This window comes from Streptomyces sp. NPDC059785, from assembly GCF_042732375.1.
In the GTDB taxonomy this organism is placed as follows: domain Bacteria; phylum Actinomycetota; class Actinomycetes; order Streptomycetales; family Streptomycetaceae; genus Streptomyces.
Genome location: NZ_JBHWHV010000024.1, coordinates 67,741 through 83,280 on the forward strand (window position 1 = coordinate 67,741; position 15,540 = coordinate 83,280).

General features: G+C 70.8%; 11 protein-coding genes. 3 read left to right on the plus strand and 8 right to left on the minus strand.

All coding sequences use genetic code 11. The features are described 5' to 3' along the window. Window positions 1-17: 17 nt before the first annotated feature. The 3 genes from ACFV6E_RS19720 to ACFV6E_RS19730 all read right to left on the minus strand — a co-directional run bounded on the left by ACFV6E_RS19720 (window position 18) and on the right by ACFV6E_RS19730 (window position 3,533). Window positions 18-356 carry a P-II family nitrogen regulator gene (locus tag ACFV6E_RS19720; protein ID WP_385162563.1) on the minus strand — a complete coding sequence of 113 codons (339 nt, stop codon included), beginning with the start codon at window positions 354-356 and terminating at the stop codon, window positions 18-20. Further along, window positions 353-1,711 (minus strand): ammonium transporter, encoded by a 1,359-nt coding sequence (locus tag ACFV6E_RS19725; protein WP_385463064.1) that lies wholly within the window; start codon window positions 1,709-1,711, stop codon window positions 353-355. Before ACFV6E_RS19725 ends, ACFV6E_RS19720 begins: the two co-directional genes overlap by 4 nt. A 337-nt stretch (window positions 1,712-2,048) precedes the next feature. Continuing rightward, a complete protein-coding gene (locus ACFV6E_RS19730; RefSeq protein ID WP_385162560.1) occupies window positions 2,049-3,533 on the minus strand; it encodes a hypothetical protein in 1,485 nt (494 codons plus the stop codon). A gap of 448 nt (window positions 3,534-3,981) precedes the next feature. On the opposite strand from ACFV6E_RS19730, the gene ACFV6E_RS19735 reads away from it, so the two are divergent. Beyond that, window positions 3,982-4,644: a bifunctional DNA primase/polymerase gene (locus ACFV6E_RS19735; protein WP_385162558.1), complete on the plus strand. Its 663-nt coding sequence runs from the start codon at window positions 3,982-3,984 to the stop codon at window positions 4,642-4,644. A gap of 192 nt (window positions 4,645-4,836) precedes the next feature. Here the strand turns inward: ACFV6E_RS19735 and ftsY are convergent, their stop codons facing one another. Further along, window positions 4,837-6,045 (minus strand): signal recognition particle-docking protein FtsY, encoded by a 1,209-nt coding sequence (gene ftsY / locus ACFV6E_RS19740; protein ID WP_385463067.1) that lies wholly within the window; start codon window positions 6,043-6,045, stop codon window positions 4,837-4,839. A gap of 275 nt (window positions 6,046-6,320) precedes the next feature. Between ftsY and ACFV6E_RS19745 the strand changes: the two genes are divergently transcribed. Next, the gene (locus tag ACFV6E_RS19745) at window positions 6,321-7,787 is read left to right on the plus strand and encodes a cytosine permease (protein ID WP_385463070.1); all 1,467 of its coding nucleotides are present in this window, start codon (window positions 6,321-6,323) and stop codon (window positions 7,785-7,787) included. Window positions 7,788-7,922: 135 nt separating this feature from the next. Continuing rightward, a complete protein-coding gene (locus ACFV6E_RS19750) occupies window positions 7,923-8,903 on the plus strand; it encodes an LLM class flavin-dependent oxidoreductase (protein WP_385463073.1) in 981 nt (326 codons plus the stop codon). 98 nt (window positions 8,904-9,001) lie between these two features. Here ACFV6E_RS19750 and ACFV6E_RS19755 read toward each other — a convergent pair whose 3' ends face one another. The 4 genes from ACFV6E_RS19755 to ACFV6E_RS19770 all read right to left on the minus strand — a co-directional run bounded on the left by ACFV6E_RS19755 (window position 9,002) and on the right by ACFV6E_RS19770 (window position 15,399). Then, on the minus strand, window positions 9,002-10,420 hold the full coding sequence (locus ACFV6E_RS19755) for a sugar porter family MFS transporter (RefSeq protein ID WP_385162552.1): 1,419 nt from the start codon (window positions 10,418-10,420) through the stop codon (window positions 9,002-9,004). A 313-nt stretch (window positions 10,421-10,733) separates the two neighbouring features. Further along, window positions 10,734-14,324: a chromosome segregation protein SMC gene (gene smc, locus ACFV6E_RS19760; protein WP_385463076.1), complete on the minus strand. Its 3,591-nt coding sequence runs from the start codon at window positions 14,322-14,324 to the stop codon at window positions 10,734-10,736. A 207-nt stretch (window positions 14,325-14,531) separates the two neighbouring features. Next, window positions 14,532-14,735: a hypothetical protein gene (locus ACFV6E_RS19765; RefSeq protein ID WP_385162549.1), complete on the minus strand. Its 204-nt coding sequence runs from the start codon at window positions 14,733-14,735 to the stop codon at window positions 14,532-14,534. A 382-nt stretch (window positions 14,736-15,117) separates the two neighbouring features. Beyond that, on the minus strand, window positions 15,118-15,399 hold the full coding sequence (locus tag ACFV6E_RS19770) for an acylphosphatase (protein ID WP_385162547.1): 282 nt from the start codon (window positions 15,397-15,399) through the stop codon (window positions 15,118-15,120). Window positions 15,400-15,540 lie beyond the last annotated feature (141 nt).

Consider the following 15,540-nt stretch of genomic DNA (forward strand, 5'->3'; position numbering starts at 1 on the left):
GTCATCCTCGGTTCGATTTACAGCGCGTCCGGGCCGCGCTCGCCGGTCCGGACGCGCACGGCCGTGTCGACCGGGAGGGACCAGACCTTGCCGTCACCGATCTTGCCCGTGCGGGCGGCCTTCACCACGACATCGATGAGCTGTTCGGCGTCGTCGTCCTCGGCCAGTACCTCGATACGGATCTTGGGTACCAGGTCGACGGTGTACTCGGCGCCACGGTAGACCTCGGTGTGTCCCCGCTGGCGGCCGTAGCCGCTGGCCTCGGTGACGGTGAGGCCGTGCACTCCGAAGGCCTGGAGGGCTTCCTTGATCTCGTCGAGCCGGTGGGGCTTGACGACGGCGGTGATGAGCTTCATGCGTCCACCTTCTTGCTCGCGCTGCTGCTCGCGCTCTCCTGGGCCGGGGCGGTCGTGGCGGTGCGGGCCGCGCCGCCGCCGGCGCCGGCGCCGCTGAAGTCGTATGCGGTCTCGGCGTGCTCCGCCTGGTCGATACCGGCGACCTCTTCGTCCTCGGTGACCCGCATGCCCATCGTCTTGTCGATGACGAAGGCGAGGAGCGCGGAGACGACCAGGGAGTAGGCGAGGACGCCGAAGACACCGGCGCACTGCTTCCAGAACTGGTCCAGGCCGCCGCCGTAGAAGAGGCCCTTGACGTCGGACTGGCCTCCGCCGCTGGCGAAGAAGCCGATGAGCAGGGAGCCGACGACGCCGCCGACCAGGTGGACGCCGACCACGTCGAGCGAGTCGTCGTAGCCGAACCTGTACTTGAGGCCGACGGCCATGGCGCACAGGACACCGGCGATGGCGCCGACGGCGATCGCGCCGAGCGGGGAGACCGCGCCGCCGGACGGGGTGATGGCGACCAGGCCCGCGACCGCGCCGGAGGCGGCGCCGAGGGTGGTGAACGCGCCGTGCCGGATCTTCTCGTAGGCGAGCCAGGCGAGCATGGCGGCGGCGGTGGCGACCTGGGTGTTGACGAACATCAGCGCGCCGACGCCGTCGTCGTTGCCCAGCCAGGAGCCGGCGTTGAAGCCGAACCAGCCGAACCAGAGCAGCCCGGCGCCGAGCATGACCAGCGGGAGGCTGTGCGGGCGCATCGGGTCCTTCTTGAAGCCGACGCGCTTGCCGATGACGAGGATGACGCCGAGGGCCGCGGCGCCGGCGTTGATGTGGACGGCCGTGCCGCCGGCGAAGTCGATGACGCCGAGGTCGAAGGCCCAGCCGCCGGCGCCCCAGACCCAGTGCGCGACCGGGAAGTAGACGATGGTGGCCCACAGGGCGATGAACAGCGCCCAGGCGGTGAACTTGACCCGGTCCGCGAGGGCGCCGCTGATCAGGGCGGGTGTGATGATCGCGAACATGAGCTGGAAGACGGCGAAGACGTAGATCGGGATGGTGTAGCCGTCCCAGAGCTCGACCTTGCCGATGCCGCTGAAGCCGACGAAGTCGGACGACCAGCCGACGACCGAGCCGCTGTCGGTGCCGAAGGCGATCGAGAAGCCGTAGATCACCCACAGGATGGTGACGATGCCCAGGCTGATGAAGCTCATCATCAGCATGTTCAGGGTGCTCTTGACGCGGACCATGCCTCCGTAGAAGAAGGCCAGACCCGGCGTCATGAGCATCACCAGGGCGGAACAGATCAGCATGAAGCCGGTGTTGGCGGCGGACAGCGTGGGTGCGTCCGCGGCAAGCGTGATGGCTGGTGCCATCGGCGTCTCCTCGTCGTTGGTACGGCCCCGTGCGGGCGAAGCCTGAGCGGGATGTGAGGGGTGGGCCGGTTATGCGCCACGAGATTGGCGCAGCGCCGTTTCCGTCGACGCCCCTCGATGTTTCGCCGCAGTGACGAAGGCACCGTGCGTGTTACGCGTCCATGAACTGCCTGATACCGGGCGGAGCGATCGTTATCGTGGCGCAACCTGCCGCGGGGAGACAAGGACCGGCCGCGGCGGGCCGTCCGATGACCTGGCATGGGGGAGCCGAGTCGGGCAGTTCGGGACGGCCGGCCACGGCCGGCGTACTGGTGGGGGCCGCGTCGGCGGCCCCGGGTCAGACCGCCTCGGCGGTCTCGGGCAGGTCGACGGCGAGCTGGTCGGTCAGGTCCATGACCTCTCCGAGGTCGCCGAAGTCACGGACGGCCGTGTCGACCGTCTTTCGGATACGGGTGTTCACGCGCTCGGACCGGACTCTCTTGGCGATCACCATGGCCTCCCTGGCCGGATCCGTACTGCGCTCGGGCTCGCGCTGGAGCAGGTGCACGGTGGCCATGCCGATGAGGTTCAGCGCGTACGAGCGCTGGTGCTCGGGGTCCTTGGCGAAGAGGTCGACGGCCTTGCGCATCAGGGGTTCGGCCATGGAGGCGTAGGTGGGGCTGCGGCCCGCGACGTAGGCGAGGTCGCGGAAGGAGTGGGAGTTCTCGCCGTACAGCTCGGCCTCGGAGAAGAAGCGGATCCAGTCGGGGTCCGGGTCGTCCCACTCGCCGACGTCGGCGAAGGTGTCCTCGGCCATCCGGACGGCGCGCTTGCATTTGCCGGGCTGTCCGATGTTCGCGTAGGCGCGGGCCTCCATCGCATACAGCATGGCCTGGGTGCGCGGGCTCGCGCAGTCGCGGCTGCCGTACTGGGCGAGGTGGATGAGTTCCAGGGCGTCGTCGGGCCGGCCGAGGTGGATCATCTGCCGGCTCATGCTGGACAGGACGTACGAGCCGAGCGGTTTGTCGCCGGCTTCCTTGGCGGCGTGCAGGGCGAGGACGAAGTACTTCTGCGCGGTGGGCTGGAGGCCCACGTCGTAGCTCATCCAGCCGGCCAGCTCGGACAGTTCGGCGGCGACCTTGAAGAGGCGTTTGGTGGTGGCCTCCGGCTGGGGCTCCTGGAGCAGGTCGGTCACCTCGTGGAGCTGGCCCACGACGGCCTTGCGGCGCAGGCCGCCGCCGCACTGCGCGTCCCACTGACGGAACATCACGGTGGTGGACTCGAGGAGGTCGAGCTCGGGCTTGGAGAGCCGGCCGCCGCGGCGCGCGGAAGCGGGCGGCTCCGGCTCGCTCGCCGGGGCGGCGGGTGCGGGCACGAGCCAGCGCTGGAGCGGTTCGATCAGGGTGGGGCCCGCGGAGAGGGCGAGTGAGCTGCCGAGGAAGCCGCGCCGGGCCAGCATGAGGTCGCTGCGCGAGAACTCGCTGATGAGCGCGACCGTCTGAGGGGCCGTCCAGGGCAGGTCGACGCCGGACACGGACGGTGACTGGTGGGCGGCCCGCAGCCCCAGGTCCTCGACGGCCACGACGCAGCCGAAGCGCTCGGAGAACAGCTCGGACAGGATGCGCGGGATCGGCTCCCGCGGGTTCTCGCCGTCCAGCCAGCGGCGCACGCGGGAGGTGTCCGTGGAGATGTGGTTGGCGCCCAACTGCCGCGCCCGGCGGTTCACTTGGCGGGCCAGCTCGCCCTTGGACCAACCGCTGCGGACGAACCACGAGCCCAGCAATTGATTGGGGCGCTTCTCAGCGTTCACCGCGTTCGCCGTGCTTGTGCCGTTGCCGCCCACTGGAACGCCCCCATCCCTGAAACCACTTGCACGCTGTGTGCGCCCAAGCCCTATCAGAATGCCGGTGATCGCGGCCGTGCGTCCGGTGGTTCTCACCCTTCGAACGGGAACCCGCGTTGCCTCCGGCATACCCACAAGTGCGTGCGCCCCCAGGACCCGTGCACTCAAAGTAATCCTACGATCACGCACGCAGCCACGGCGATCCGGGAAACGCCACCATTCGCCACCCCTTCGAATGAACTCACGGCGGCCATCACGCGATTCACTTGACACAGCGCAGTCAGGGGCGAGCGAAACGATGCACGCGAGGGCGCACGGAGCGATGCGCACCACCTGCGGCACCTCTACGCGCTGCCTGACGCACGTGACTTCAGGGAAGCCGGAAACAGAGAGTTACAGCAAGCATCCGCTTCGTAACCACCGGCGCGCTGGACCCGTTGGAGGGGGCATGGGCTTCACGATCGGCGGCACTCGGGGGATCCGCGAGATCCGGCCGGGCGCGCGGCGCCGCGGCCGCGCCTCGGAGTGCACCGCCGTGGCCGAGTTCACCGGACTGTGGGGCTGGGACGTGGTGCCCGGCGCCCGGGCCGCGGCCGGGGTGTGCTCCTGCGGCAAGGCCGACTGCCGGGCACCGGGCGCCCATCCCCTGGACTTCGCTCCGACCGTCCCGGCCGGCGCCACCCTGGATCAGGTGACACGGGCCTGGGACGAGTTCCCCGGCGCGGCGGTGATGCTCCCCGCGGGGCGCGCGTTCGACGTGATCGAGGTCGCCGAGCCCGCAGGGCGGCGCGCGCTCGTCCGCCTCGAGCGGATGGGGCTCCCGCTGGGCCCGGTGTCGGCGACGCCCGACGGCCGCGCCCACTTCTTCGTCGCCCCGGGTGTCGCGGCCGGACTGACCGAGCTGCTGTACCGGACGGGCTGGGACGGCGCGGCCCTGGATCTGCACGCCCTCGGCGCCGGCGCGTTCGTCACGGCTCCGCCCTCCGACCGCGGCGGGCTCGGCCCCGTCCGCTGGCTGCGTCCGCCGGCGCTCGACTCGGCGACGCGACCTCCCCAGGCCCGGCTGCTGCTGGGGACGCTGGCCTACGTGGCGCACCGCTCGCGCGCGTAGACCGCGTCCGGCCCGCGCGGCCGGTCTCTTCGCGTGCCGGGTGGACGGGGGTCATCCGGCACGCGAAGAGGCATCCCTCATCGCAGAGCCCCGCCCCCGGTCGTACCCGGGTGCGGGGCTCTGCGTCCGTGCTGTCGTACCTGTCGTACCTGTCGCGCGTCGTGGCGCCGGGCGGGACGGCGGCGGCCGCCGCTACTCGCCGATGAGCGCATCCACGAACGCCTCGGGCTCGAACGGCGCCAGGTCGTCGGCGCCCTCGCCCAGACCCACCAGCTTGACCGGCACACCCAGCTCGCGCTGGACGGCGATGACGATGCCGCCCTTGGCGGTGCCGTCGAGCTTGGTCAGCACGATGCCGGTGATGTCGACCACCTCGGCGAAGACGCGGGCCTGCACCAGACCGTTCTGCCCGGTGGTGGCGTCGAGGACGAGCAGGATCTCGTCCAGCGGCGCGTGCTTCTCCACGACGCGCTTGACCTTGCCGAGCTCGTCCATGAGGCCGGTCTTGGTGTGCAGCCGTCCGGCGGTGTCGATGAGGACGACGTCCGCGCCCTCCTGGATGCCCTCCTTGACCGCGTCGAAGGCGATCGAGGCGGGGTCGCCGCCCTCGGGACCGCGCACGGTGCGGGCGCCGACGCGCTCGCCCCAGGTCTGGAGCTGGTCGGCGGCGGCGGCGCGGAAGGTGTCGGCGGCGCCGAGCACCACGTTCCTGCCGTCGGCGACGAGCACGCGCGCGAGCTTGCCGGTGGTGGTGGTCTTGCCGGTGCCGTTGACCCCGACGACCATCACGATGCCCGGGGTGTCCAGGTTCGAGTCGGTCTTGACGGCACGGTCGAACTCGGGCACGAGGAGCGTGAGCAGCTCCTCGCGCAGCAGGCCGCGCAGCTCCTCGGGGGTGCGGGTGCCGAGCACCTTCACGCGCTCGCGCAGCCGATCGACCAGCTCCTGGGTGGGCTGCACGCCGACGTCGGCGGTCAGCAGCGTGTCCTCGATCTCCTCCCAGGTGTCATCGTCCAGGTGCTCGCGGCTGAGGAGCGTGAGCAGCCCCTTGCCGAGGGCGTTCTGCGAGCGGGAGAGGCGGGCGCGCAGGCGCACCAGGCGCCCGGCGGTCGGCTCCGGGACCTCGATCGGGGGTGCCTCGACGACGGGCGGTTCCTCGACGGCGACGGGCGCCGGCGCCGTCGCGTCCGGGAGGTCCACCTCCTCGATCGATCTGCGCGTTTCGTCGCGCGGCGTCTCGGCCTCGTCGCCGACGTGCGGCTCGGCCGGGGGGGCGGTGATGTCGGGGGTCGACGGGGGCGGCGGGGGCAGCGGCTTCCGCCGGCGGCTGCCGATGACGAGCCCGCCGATCGCGCCGAGCACGACCACGGCGATGACTACAGCAAGGATGACGGTTTCCATAACGCCCCCAGTATCGGCCATGGGCGCGCGAAGCCTGTGGAGCCTGTGGACAGAAGCCCGTGGAGCCTGTGGAGCCTGTGCACAAGCGGGCCCGGCTCGCGGCTTCCACAGCGGGCGTCCCACGACTCCCGTAAACGGCTCCTTGTGGCTTCCGACGAGGAACATAAGGGCACGAGGGGCCACTACTCGTCTTAAAGTACGATGATTACTCCCCTTCGGCTTCCCCCACCGGCTCTCCCCCGCCGGGCCGATCGAGAGGTACGGATCCCCCCTCCATGAGCACCACCGAGAGCACGAACGCGAGCACCACCGCGTCGCACGACGGCGGCCTCGAAACCCGTGGCATAGAACCCGTCCCGCACGCCGAGCGCACCGCGCGGACCCGGGAGCTGTTCCCGACCTGGGTCGCCGCCAACATCAGCGTGCTGCTGCTGACCATGGGCGCGAGCCTGGCGGTCAGCTACGGACTGAACTTCTGGCAGTCGCTCGTGGTCGGCGTCGCGGCGCCGGTCGTGTCGTACGGGCTGGTCGGGCTGATCGGGATCGCGGGCAAGCGCGGTGGCGCGCCCGGGATGGCGCTGTCCCGGGCGGTCTTCGGGCAGCGCGGGAATCTGCTGCCCGGGGCGCTGATCTGGGTGGCCCGCTGGGGCTGGGAGACGATCAACGCGGTGACCGGCGCGTACGCCCTGCTCACTGTCCTGGACATCCTCTTCGGCGTGCACAGCAACACGTTCCTGATCGTCGTCACCCTGCTGCTCTTCGTGATCACGACGTTCGCCATCTCGGGTCTCGGGATCGGCGCCGTGCGCAGATGCAACAAGTGGGCGACGTACCTCTTCGGCGCCTTCTCCGTGCTCGTGCTCGGCTATCTGGTCGTGGACACGGACTGGGGGCGGGTCTTCGGCGGGTCGGCGGGCTCGACGTCGATGATGATCACCGGTGTGGGGATGATCGCCGCGGGCGGCATCAGCTGGGTGCCGTCGTCGCCGGACTTCACGCGCTACCTGCCGCGTACGGCGTCGTCGGCGGCGATCGTGCGGAACTCGATCGGCGGGGCCGGCATCGTGGTGCTGCCCATGGTCCTGATGGGCGCGGTCATGGCGGTCTCCACGCCGGACCTGGCCTCGGCGGCCGACCCGGTCTCCTTCCTCGGCGAGATCCTGCCGCTGTGGATCGCGGTGCCCTACCTCCTCATCGCCCTGGTCGGCATGCTGCTGATCAACGCGATGTCGATGTACTCGGCGGGCTTCACCGCGCAGACCCTCGGTTTCCGCGTCCCGCGCCACTGGGCGGTCTCGGTGAACGCCGTGATCTCGCTGGTCTTCGGCGGCATCCTGATGCTGGCCGCGACCTCCTTCCTGGGGTCCTTCATCGCCTTCCTGTCGCTGCTCGCGGTCGCGTTCTCGGCCTGGGTCGGCGTCTTCGGCGCGGACATGCTGCGCCGCAAGGAGTACGACCCCGCTGCGCTGGTCGACACCACGCGCACCAGCGCCTACTGGTACCGCGGCGGCGTCTCCCCCGCCGCCGTCGCGGCCTGGGCGGTGGCGCTCGGGGGCGGGCTGCTGTTCACCACGTCCGACTGGTTCACCGGGCCGCTGGCCGCGAACAACCCGGTCGGCGAGTACGGCCTCGGCTGGGTCGCCACCGTCGTGATCGCCTTCCTGCTGTACACGGTCCTGCCGAAGCCGGCGGTCGCCCCGGTCCCGGCCGCCGCCGAGGACCCGGCCCCCGCCGCCGTCTGACATCCCACCGCACCGCCGCCTGACACCCCCGCCGCGCCGCAACCCTGGTTACCTGACGCATCGTCAGCTAATGTCCCCCTTCACCGGCACCCCGTGCGTCCGCCCGTCCGTCCGCCCGGTGAAGGGGGCTCCGCCATGCCCGTGACCGTCGTACGTCTCAACCTCGTCGAGCCCGGTGCCACACCCGCGTCGCTGAGCGCCCGCTACCGGGCCGCGGTAGAGATGGCCGCGTACGCGGACGAGCGCGGGATCTCCACCGTGCAGACCGAGGAGCACCACGGCGTCGCCGACAACTGGCTGCCCTCGCCGTTCACCTTCGCGGGCGCCGTCCTCGGGGCGACGAAGAACATCGCGGTGACCGTCTCCGCCGTGATCGGCCCGCTGCACGACCCGCTGCGGCTCGCCGAGGACATCGCCGTGCTCGATCTGCTCAGCGGCGGCCGGCTCGTCACGGTCGCGGGCATCGGCTACCGGCCGGAGGAGTACGCCCTCTTCGGCGTGGACTGGCACCGGCGCGGCAGACTCCAGGACGAGCTCCTGGAGACGTTGCTCAAGGCATGGACGGGCGAGGAGTTCACCTACCGGGGCCGTACGGCGCGCGTCACCCCGCGCCCGTACTCGGATCCGCATCCGCTGCTGCTGGTCGGCGGCTCCTCGAAGGCGGCGGCGCGCCGGGCCGCCCGCCTCGGCCTGCCGTTCTTCCCCAGCGCGCACCTGCCGGACCTGGAGGCGTACTACAAGGAGCGGCTCACCGAGTACGGCACCGAGGGCTGGACGATGATGCCCGCGGCCGAGACCCCGCTGCTGCACCTGTCCGAGGATCCCGACCGGTCCTGGGAGCGGTACGGCGAGCACCTGCTGCACGAGGCACGGACCTATGCCTCCTGGCAGTCCGGGGACATCCGCTCGGCGGTGCGGTCGGCGGCCCGTACGGTGGACGAACTGCGCGCCGAGGGCGTCTACCGGATCCTGACGCCCGACGACTGCCTCGGCCAGGGCCTGGACCACCACGTACTGCACCCGCTGGCCGGCGGCATGCCGGTGGACGAGGGCTGGCGCGGCCTCAAGCTGTACTGCGAAGCCGTACTGCCCCGCTTCCGGGACCTTCCGGCCTGAGAGGGCCTGGGTCCGGGACGGGGCAGTACGGCTCACGGATACGGGGAGAGGGGCAGCGGGGACTTGGCCCTTCTCCCCGAGTTCGGGGCGGGAGCGGGCTAGCCCATCTCCTCCAGGGCCTTGCCCTTGGTCTCCTTCACGAACTTGAGCACGAAGGGGATGGAGAGGGCGGCGAAGACCGTGTAGATCACGTAGGTCGCGGACAGGTTCCAGTCGGCCAGCGACGGGAAGCTCGCGGTGATCGCCCAGTTGGCGATCCACTGCGCGGATGCGGCCACGCCGAGAGCGGCGGCGCGGAGCTTGTTGGGGAACATCTCGCCGAGGAAGACCCAGACCACCACGCCCCACGAGAGGGCGAAGAAGAGGACGAAGACGTGGGCGGCGATCAGGGCGATCCAGCCCTGGGTGGCGGGCAGCTTGCCGTCGACCAGGTCGTAGGAGAAGGCCCACGCTTCGAAGGCGAGGCCGACGACCATGCCGACGGAGCCGATCAGGGCCAGCGGCTTGCGGCCGATCCGGTCCACGAAGATCATCGCGATCACGGTGCCGATGATGTTGATGATCGACGTGGTGAACGAGTACAGGAAGGAATCCGACGGGTCGACGCCGACCGACTGCCACAGCGTGGAGGAGTAGTAGAACGCCACGTTGATGCCGACGAACTGCTGGAAGACCGACAGCCCGATGCCGATCCAGACGATCGGCTTGAAGAAGAAGGTGCCGCCGAGCAGGTCCTTGAAGGACGACTTGTGCTCGCGCCGCATGGCCGTCTCGATCTCGGTGACCCGGGCGTTGAGGTCCACGTTCTTGCCCTCGACCTCTTCGAGGATCTCGCGGGCGCGGTCGTGCTTGCCCACCGAGATCAGGAAGCGCGGGGACTCGGGGATGGCGAAGGACAGCAGCCCGTACAGGACGGCCGGGACGACCATCACGCCGAGCATGACCTGCCAGGCCTCCAGGCCCATCAGCGTGCCGCGCTGGTCGCCGCCGGCGGCGTTCAACAGGCCCCAGTTGACCAGCTGCGAGACCGCGATGCCGACCACGATCGCGGCCTGCTGGAAGGAGCCGAGCCGGCCCCGGTAGGCGGGCGGCGCGACCTCGGCGATGTAGGCCGGGCCGATCACCGAGGCCATGCCGATCGCGAAACCGCCGACGATGCGCCAGAACGCCAGGTCCCACAGCGCGAAGGGCAGCGCCGAGCCGATCGCGCTGATGGTGAACAGCACCGCGGCGATCTGCATGCAGCGGATCCGGCCGATCCGGTCGGCGATCCGGCCCGCGGTGGCCGCGCCGATCGCGGAACCGATCAGCGCGATGGCCACCACCTGGGCCAGCGCCGCCGAGCCGATGTCGTAACGGTCCCGGATCGCCTCGACCGCACCGTTGATCACGGAGCTGTCGTAGCCGAACAGGAAACCGCCCATCGCCGCCGCCGCGGCGATGAAGATGACATGCCCGAGATGTTCGGGATGAGCCGACCTGGCTCCTGACTGAGGTGCCTGCGCTGTGCTGGTCACGTGTACTCCTCGGGCCACCGGCCTCGCTGCCGGGGGTAAGGGCGAGCCCTTCCAGTGGCGCACAACTTCACGCCGCCCACCACCTGAAGGTAAAAGCAACGTTGGGAAGACTATGCCTTCAAGTCTCGAAGTCAAGAATCTTTTATTGTGAGCAATCAGACCTTGAGTGTCGCGCTTGCATTCAAAAGTTGAACACAACTCGTTGACATGAACCGTGTACCCCGAGATCAGGAGCGCACGCCGGGAAGCGCCGGGGCGCGAGGGCGCCGCGTGGGAGTAGCCGGGGCGCGAGGGCGCCGCGCGGGAGAAACGGTCAGCGCAGCCGCTGGCTGATGACCTTGGACACCCCATCGCCCTGCATCGAGACGCCGTACAGCGCGTCGGCGACCTCCATCGTGCGCTTCTGGTGCGTGATCACGATGAGCTGCGAGGCTTCCTGGAGCTCCTGCATGATCCGGATCAGCCGCTGAAGGTTGGTGTCGTCGAGCGCGGCCTCGACCTCGTCCATCACGTAGAAGGGGCTGGGCCGGGCCTTGAAGATGGACACGAGGAGCGCCACCGCGGTCAGCGACCGCTCGCCGCCCGAGAGCAGGCTGAGCCGCTTGACCTTCTTGCCCGGCGGCCGGGCCTCGACGTCCACGCCCGTGGTGAGCATGTTGTCCGGATCGGTCAGGATCAGCCGCCCGTCCCCGCCGGGGAAGAGCCGGCTGAACACCCCCTCGAACTCGCGGGCGGTGTCCCGGTACGCCTCGGTGAAGACCTGCTCGACCCGCTCGTCGACCTCCTTCACCACTTGAAGCAGATCGGCACGCGTCTTCTTCAGGTCCTCCAGCTGCTCGCTGAGGAACTTGTGGCGTTCCTCCAGCGCGGCGAACTCCTCCAGGGCCAGCGGATTGACCTTGCCGAGCTGCTGGTACGCCCGTTCGGCGGCCTTCAGCCGCTTCTCCTGCTCCACCCGTACGAAGGGCCGGGGCCGGTTGCGCGGGTGCTCCGGGTCCTCGGGCAGCTCCTCACCCTCGGCCGGCGGCGACGGCGGGACGAGCTGGTCGGGGCCGTACTCGGAGACCAGGCCCGCCGGCTCGACGCCCAGCTCCTCCAGCGCCTTCGTCTCCAGTTGCTCTATCCGCAGCCGCTTCTCGGCGCCCAGGACCTCGCCCCGGTGCACGGAGTCGGTCAGCTTGTCCAGCTCGGCCTTGAGATCGCGGCCCTCGGTACGCGCCCGCGCCAGCTCCTGCTCGCGCCGCGCCCTGGCCTCGTCGGCGGCGGCGCGCTCGGCGTCGGCCCGCGCGAGGGAGACCTCCACGTGGGACAGGAGCTGCCGCGCGCCGGAGGCGACGGCCTCCGCGACGGCCGCCTCGTGGCGCAGCCGGGCCCGGCGCTGCTCGGCACGCGCGCGTGCCTCGCGTTCCGCACGCGCCGCCCGGTCCAGGCCGTCGGCCCGCCCCGCGAGCCCCTTGACCCGCTCCTCGTGCGTACGTACCTGGAGCCGGGCCTCCATCTCGGTCTGCCGGGCGTTGGCACCGTCGGCGGCGAGCCGGTCGCGTACGGAGGTGTCGGGCTCCTCCTCGGCCGGCAGCTCCTCGGCGACGGCGAGCCGTTCGGCCAGTTCCTCCGCCTCCTCCAGGGCGCGGTCGAGCGCCTCCTGCGCCCGCGCGGCGGCGGCGGTGCTGCGCTCGGCCTCGCCCGCGGCGCCCCGCGCCTGCCCGGCGAGGCGCCCGAGCTGCTGTGCCACGGACGACTTCTCCCGCTCGGCCGCCCGGCGCCGCTCCCCCGTCTCCTCGACGAGCGCGGCGCTCTCCGCCCGCCGCTCGGCGGCCAGCCGCTGCTCCTCGGCCAGCTCCGCGCACCGTACGGCCAGCTCTTCGAGTTCCGCGGCGGCCTCGTCGACGGACGCCTGCACCTCGATGAGGCTCGGCGCCCCGGCGGACCCGCCGTGCGCGAAGTGCGCGCCCAGCAGGTCGCCCTCGGCGGTGACCGCGGTCAGTCCGGGCCGCGCGTAGACGAGGTCCTCGGCGTCCTCCAGCGTCCCCACGACGACGATGCCGCGCAGCAGCCGCCGCACGGCGGGCATCAGCTCGGCGGGCCCCCGGACGAGATCGGCGGCGTACGGGGACCCGTCCGGGCGTTCCTGCGATGAGAGCCCGTCGTCGGCGCCCGCGGGACTCACGTCATGCTCCTTCTCGGGCGCCCCCTCGAGCAGCAGGGCGGCCCGGCCCGCGTCCTGTTTGCGCAGCAGCCGGATGGCCTCGGCGGCCGAGGCGGGGGTGGTCACGGCGACGGCGTCGGCGGCCGCGCCGAAGGCGGCGGCGAGCGGGACCTCGTAACCGGGAGTGACCGTCAGCAGTTCGGCCGCGGGTCCGAGCAAGCCGGTCAGCCGGTCCCTGGCTCCGAGCAGCGCGCCCGTACCGTCCTTGCGGCGCAGTCCGAGGGCCAGCGCCTCGTGCCTGGCCTGGGTGGCGGCGCGGGCGCGTTCGGCCGCCGTGGCCGCCTCCCGCGCGGCGGTGAGCGCCGTCTCCGCCTCGGCGAGCGCGCGTTTGGCCAGCTCGTGACGGTCCGCCAGGTCCGCGTCGTCGGCGTCGAGCCCGTCGACCTCGGCCTTGAGCTGTTCGTACTCCTCCTGGGCGGCGACGGCGCGTTCCTGGGCCTCGTCCCGGGCGGCGGCCAGCCGGTCGATCTCCGCCTGTGCGGAGGCGGCCCGCGAGCGGGCGGCGTTGACCTGCCCGTTGAGACGTGCCAGTCCCTCGCGGCGGTCGGCGATGGCGCGGGCGACGTCCTTGAGGCGGCGTTCCTCGGCGGCGAGTCCGCGCTCCAGTTCGGCGCGGTGGGCGACGGTGTCCTCCAAGGCGCGCTCGGCCGCCTCCAGGGCCGCTTCGAGCTCGGCCTCCTGCTCGCGGATCCGGGCGGCCTCGCGCTCCATGTCCTCGGGGTCGCGTCCGCGCCGCTCCTCGGCGGGCGCGGAGGTCGCGCTCTTGACGCGTGCGTCGGCGAGCGAGACGGTGCCGCGCACCCGCTCCGCGAGCTGCGACAGCTCGTACCAGGTCTGCTGGGCGCGCTGGAGGCGCGGCGAGAGCCTGCGGACCTCGTCCTCGAGCTGTGCCTCGCGTCCCAGTGCCTTCCTCAGCTCGGCCTCGGCGGTGTCCTTGCGCTGCTTGAGCGCGGCCTCGTCGGCGATCTCGGCCCGCAGTGCCCCGCGCAGCGTCACGAGGTCGTCGGCGAGCAGCCTGAGCCGGGAGTCCCGCAGGTCGGCCTGGATCACCGCGGCCCTGCGCGCCACCGCGGCCTGCCGGCCGAGCGGCTTGAGCTGGCGCCGCAGTTCGTCGGTGAGGTCCTGGACGCGGGCGAGGTTGGCCTGCATCGCGTCCAGTTTGCGCAGCGCCTTCTCCTTGCGCTTGCGGTGCTTGAGGACGCCCGCGGCCTCCTCGATGAAGGCCCGGCGGCCCATGGGGTCGGCGTGCAGGACGGAGTCGAGCTGGCCCTGTCCGACGATGACGTGCATCTCGCGGCCGATGCCGGAGTCGGACAGCAGCTCCTGGATGTCGAGGAGGCGACAGGTGTCACCGTTGATCTGGTACTCGCTGCCGCCGTTGCGGAACATGATCCGCGTGATGGTGACCTCGGCGTACTCGATGGGCAGGGCGCCGTCGGAGTTGTCGACGGTGAGGGAGACCTCGGCGCGGCCGAGCGGCGGGCGCCCGGTGGTGCCGGCGAAGATGACGTCCTCCATCTTGCCGCCGCGCAGCGACTTGGCACCCTGTTCGCCCATGACCCAGCTCAGGGCGTCCACGACATTGGACTTGCCCGAGCCATTGGGGCCGACGACACACGTGATGCCCGGCTCGAACCTCAGCGTGGTCGCCGAGGCGAACGATTTGAACCCCCGCAGGGTCAGGGCCTTGAGGTGCACGCCGCTGGACTCTACCTTTCGGGGCTCGTCTCACTCCATGAACGCGCGGTTTCACCCATGAACGCGCAGGGCACACCATCCGTTGAAGAGAGTGACAAAAGCACGGGGAAAAGAGAAGGGACGCCTGAGCGGCGTCCCTTGCGAATCTGACGAGTCAGCGGCTGACGCGGGCTGTTCAGCCGCTGCTGCCGTAGTGCGGTGCAGCGATCAGGTGAGCGCAGGCTCCGCCTGGGGTACGTCGATGCTCTCGAGAAGCGAGTCGCGAGAAGCGGCAGCCGCGAGCGCGTCGTTCTCGGCCTGAATCCGTACGAGCTCGGATTCGAGGTCCTGTACACGCTGCTGAAGCCGTCGCATCTCGGCGATGAGTCGCGGGTCGGAACCGCCGACGTAACCGAGAAGCGCCTTTGCCATGATGGATGGTCCTCCACACTGAGTGACCGACCGAAGCGGTGTGGGTCGTGAGGGAATCGCACCCGCGATGCTTGACACTTTTAAGTTCTTGCTGCGCGTTGCCACATGCCAAACAGCTAAGGTGCGCGGGGGTTTCAGCGTCTCACCAAAAAGTTTGACGGTCAACACGATCACGCCCCGTATCGGTGGGCAACCCGGGGGCGCGCGGCCCGGAGCGGGCGGCGCGGCGACTCCTGCGGGGCCCCTGGGGCGTGGAGATCATCCTTATCCGCGGAGCCTGCCACGACTGGCTGCTTCTGGCAACCACCTGGTCGTTTCCACTTCCGGCAGGTGCTTGCGGCATGCCCCGGCGCCCGGCCGCGGGCGTCCGGCGGCGGTGCCGTCAGCGGATCGCGAAGCCGTCATAGATCCGGCGGGGCGTGTCCCATATCTCAGTGACACCGTCCACCCGCCCGGGTGTGTCGTCCCCGCGGAGCCACTCCAGCAGTGCCTCGCAACCGCCGCGAGGGCCCTCGGCGACCACTTGGACCCGTCCGTCGTCGAGATTGAGAGCAAAGCCACTCAGCCCGCCGATCTCCAGCGCCCTGGCACGCGTGAACCAGCGGAAACCCACGCCCTGGACCTTGCCCCGCACCCATGCGACGAGCCGTACATCCTCGTTCATGGGTGCACGCTAACCGGACAATGTCTCGGTGGGCACTTCCTCCACTCGCGGCATGCGGTACCGTCCCGACCCAATGAGTCTCATGTGAAACTCACTCCATCGAGTGAACACACGCTGACCGCAAGACTGAGGAAGGCCAGG

Bases quoted from the DNA above. Each gene is read 5' to 3' on its own strand.
- ACFV6E_RS19720 (WP_385162563.1), bottom strand. From the start codon at position 356: ATGAAGCTCATCACCGCCGTCGTCAAGCCCCACCGGCTCGACGAGATC.
- ACFV6E_RS19725 (WP_385463064.1), bottom strand. From the start codon at position 1,711: ATGGCACCAGCCATCACGCTTGCCGCGGACGCACCCACGCTGTCCGCC.
- ACFV6E_RS19735 (WP_385162558.1), top strand. From the start codon at position 3,982: ATGGGCTTCACGATCGGCGGCACTCGGGGGATCCGCGAGATCCGGCCG.
- ftsY (WP_385463067.1), bottom strand. From the start codon at position 6,045: ATGGAAACCGTCATCCTTGCTGTAGTCATCGCCGTGGTCGTGCTCGGC.
- ACFV6E_RS19745 (WP_385463070.1), top strand. From the start codon at position 6,321: ATGAGCACCACCGAGAGCACGAACGCGAGCACCACCGCGTCGCACGAC.
- ACFV6E_RS19750 (WP_385463073.1), top strand. From the start codon at position 7,923: ATGCCCGTGACCGTCGTACGTCTCAACCTCGTCGAGCCCGGTGCCACA.
- ACFV6E_RS19765 (WP_385162549.1), bottom strand. From the start codon at position 14,735: ATGGCAAAGGCGCTTCTCGGTTACGTCGGCGGTTCCGACCCGCGACTC.
- ACFV6E_RS19770 (WP_385162547.1), bottom strand. From the start codon at position 15,399: ATGAACGAGGATGTACGGCTCGTCGCATGGGTGCGGGGCAAGGTCCAG.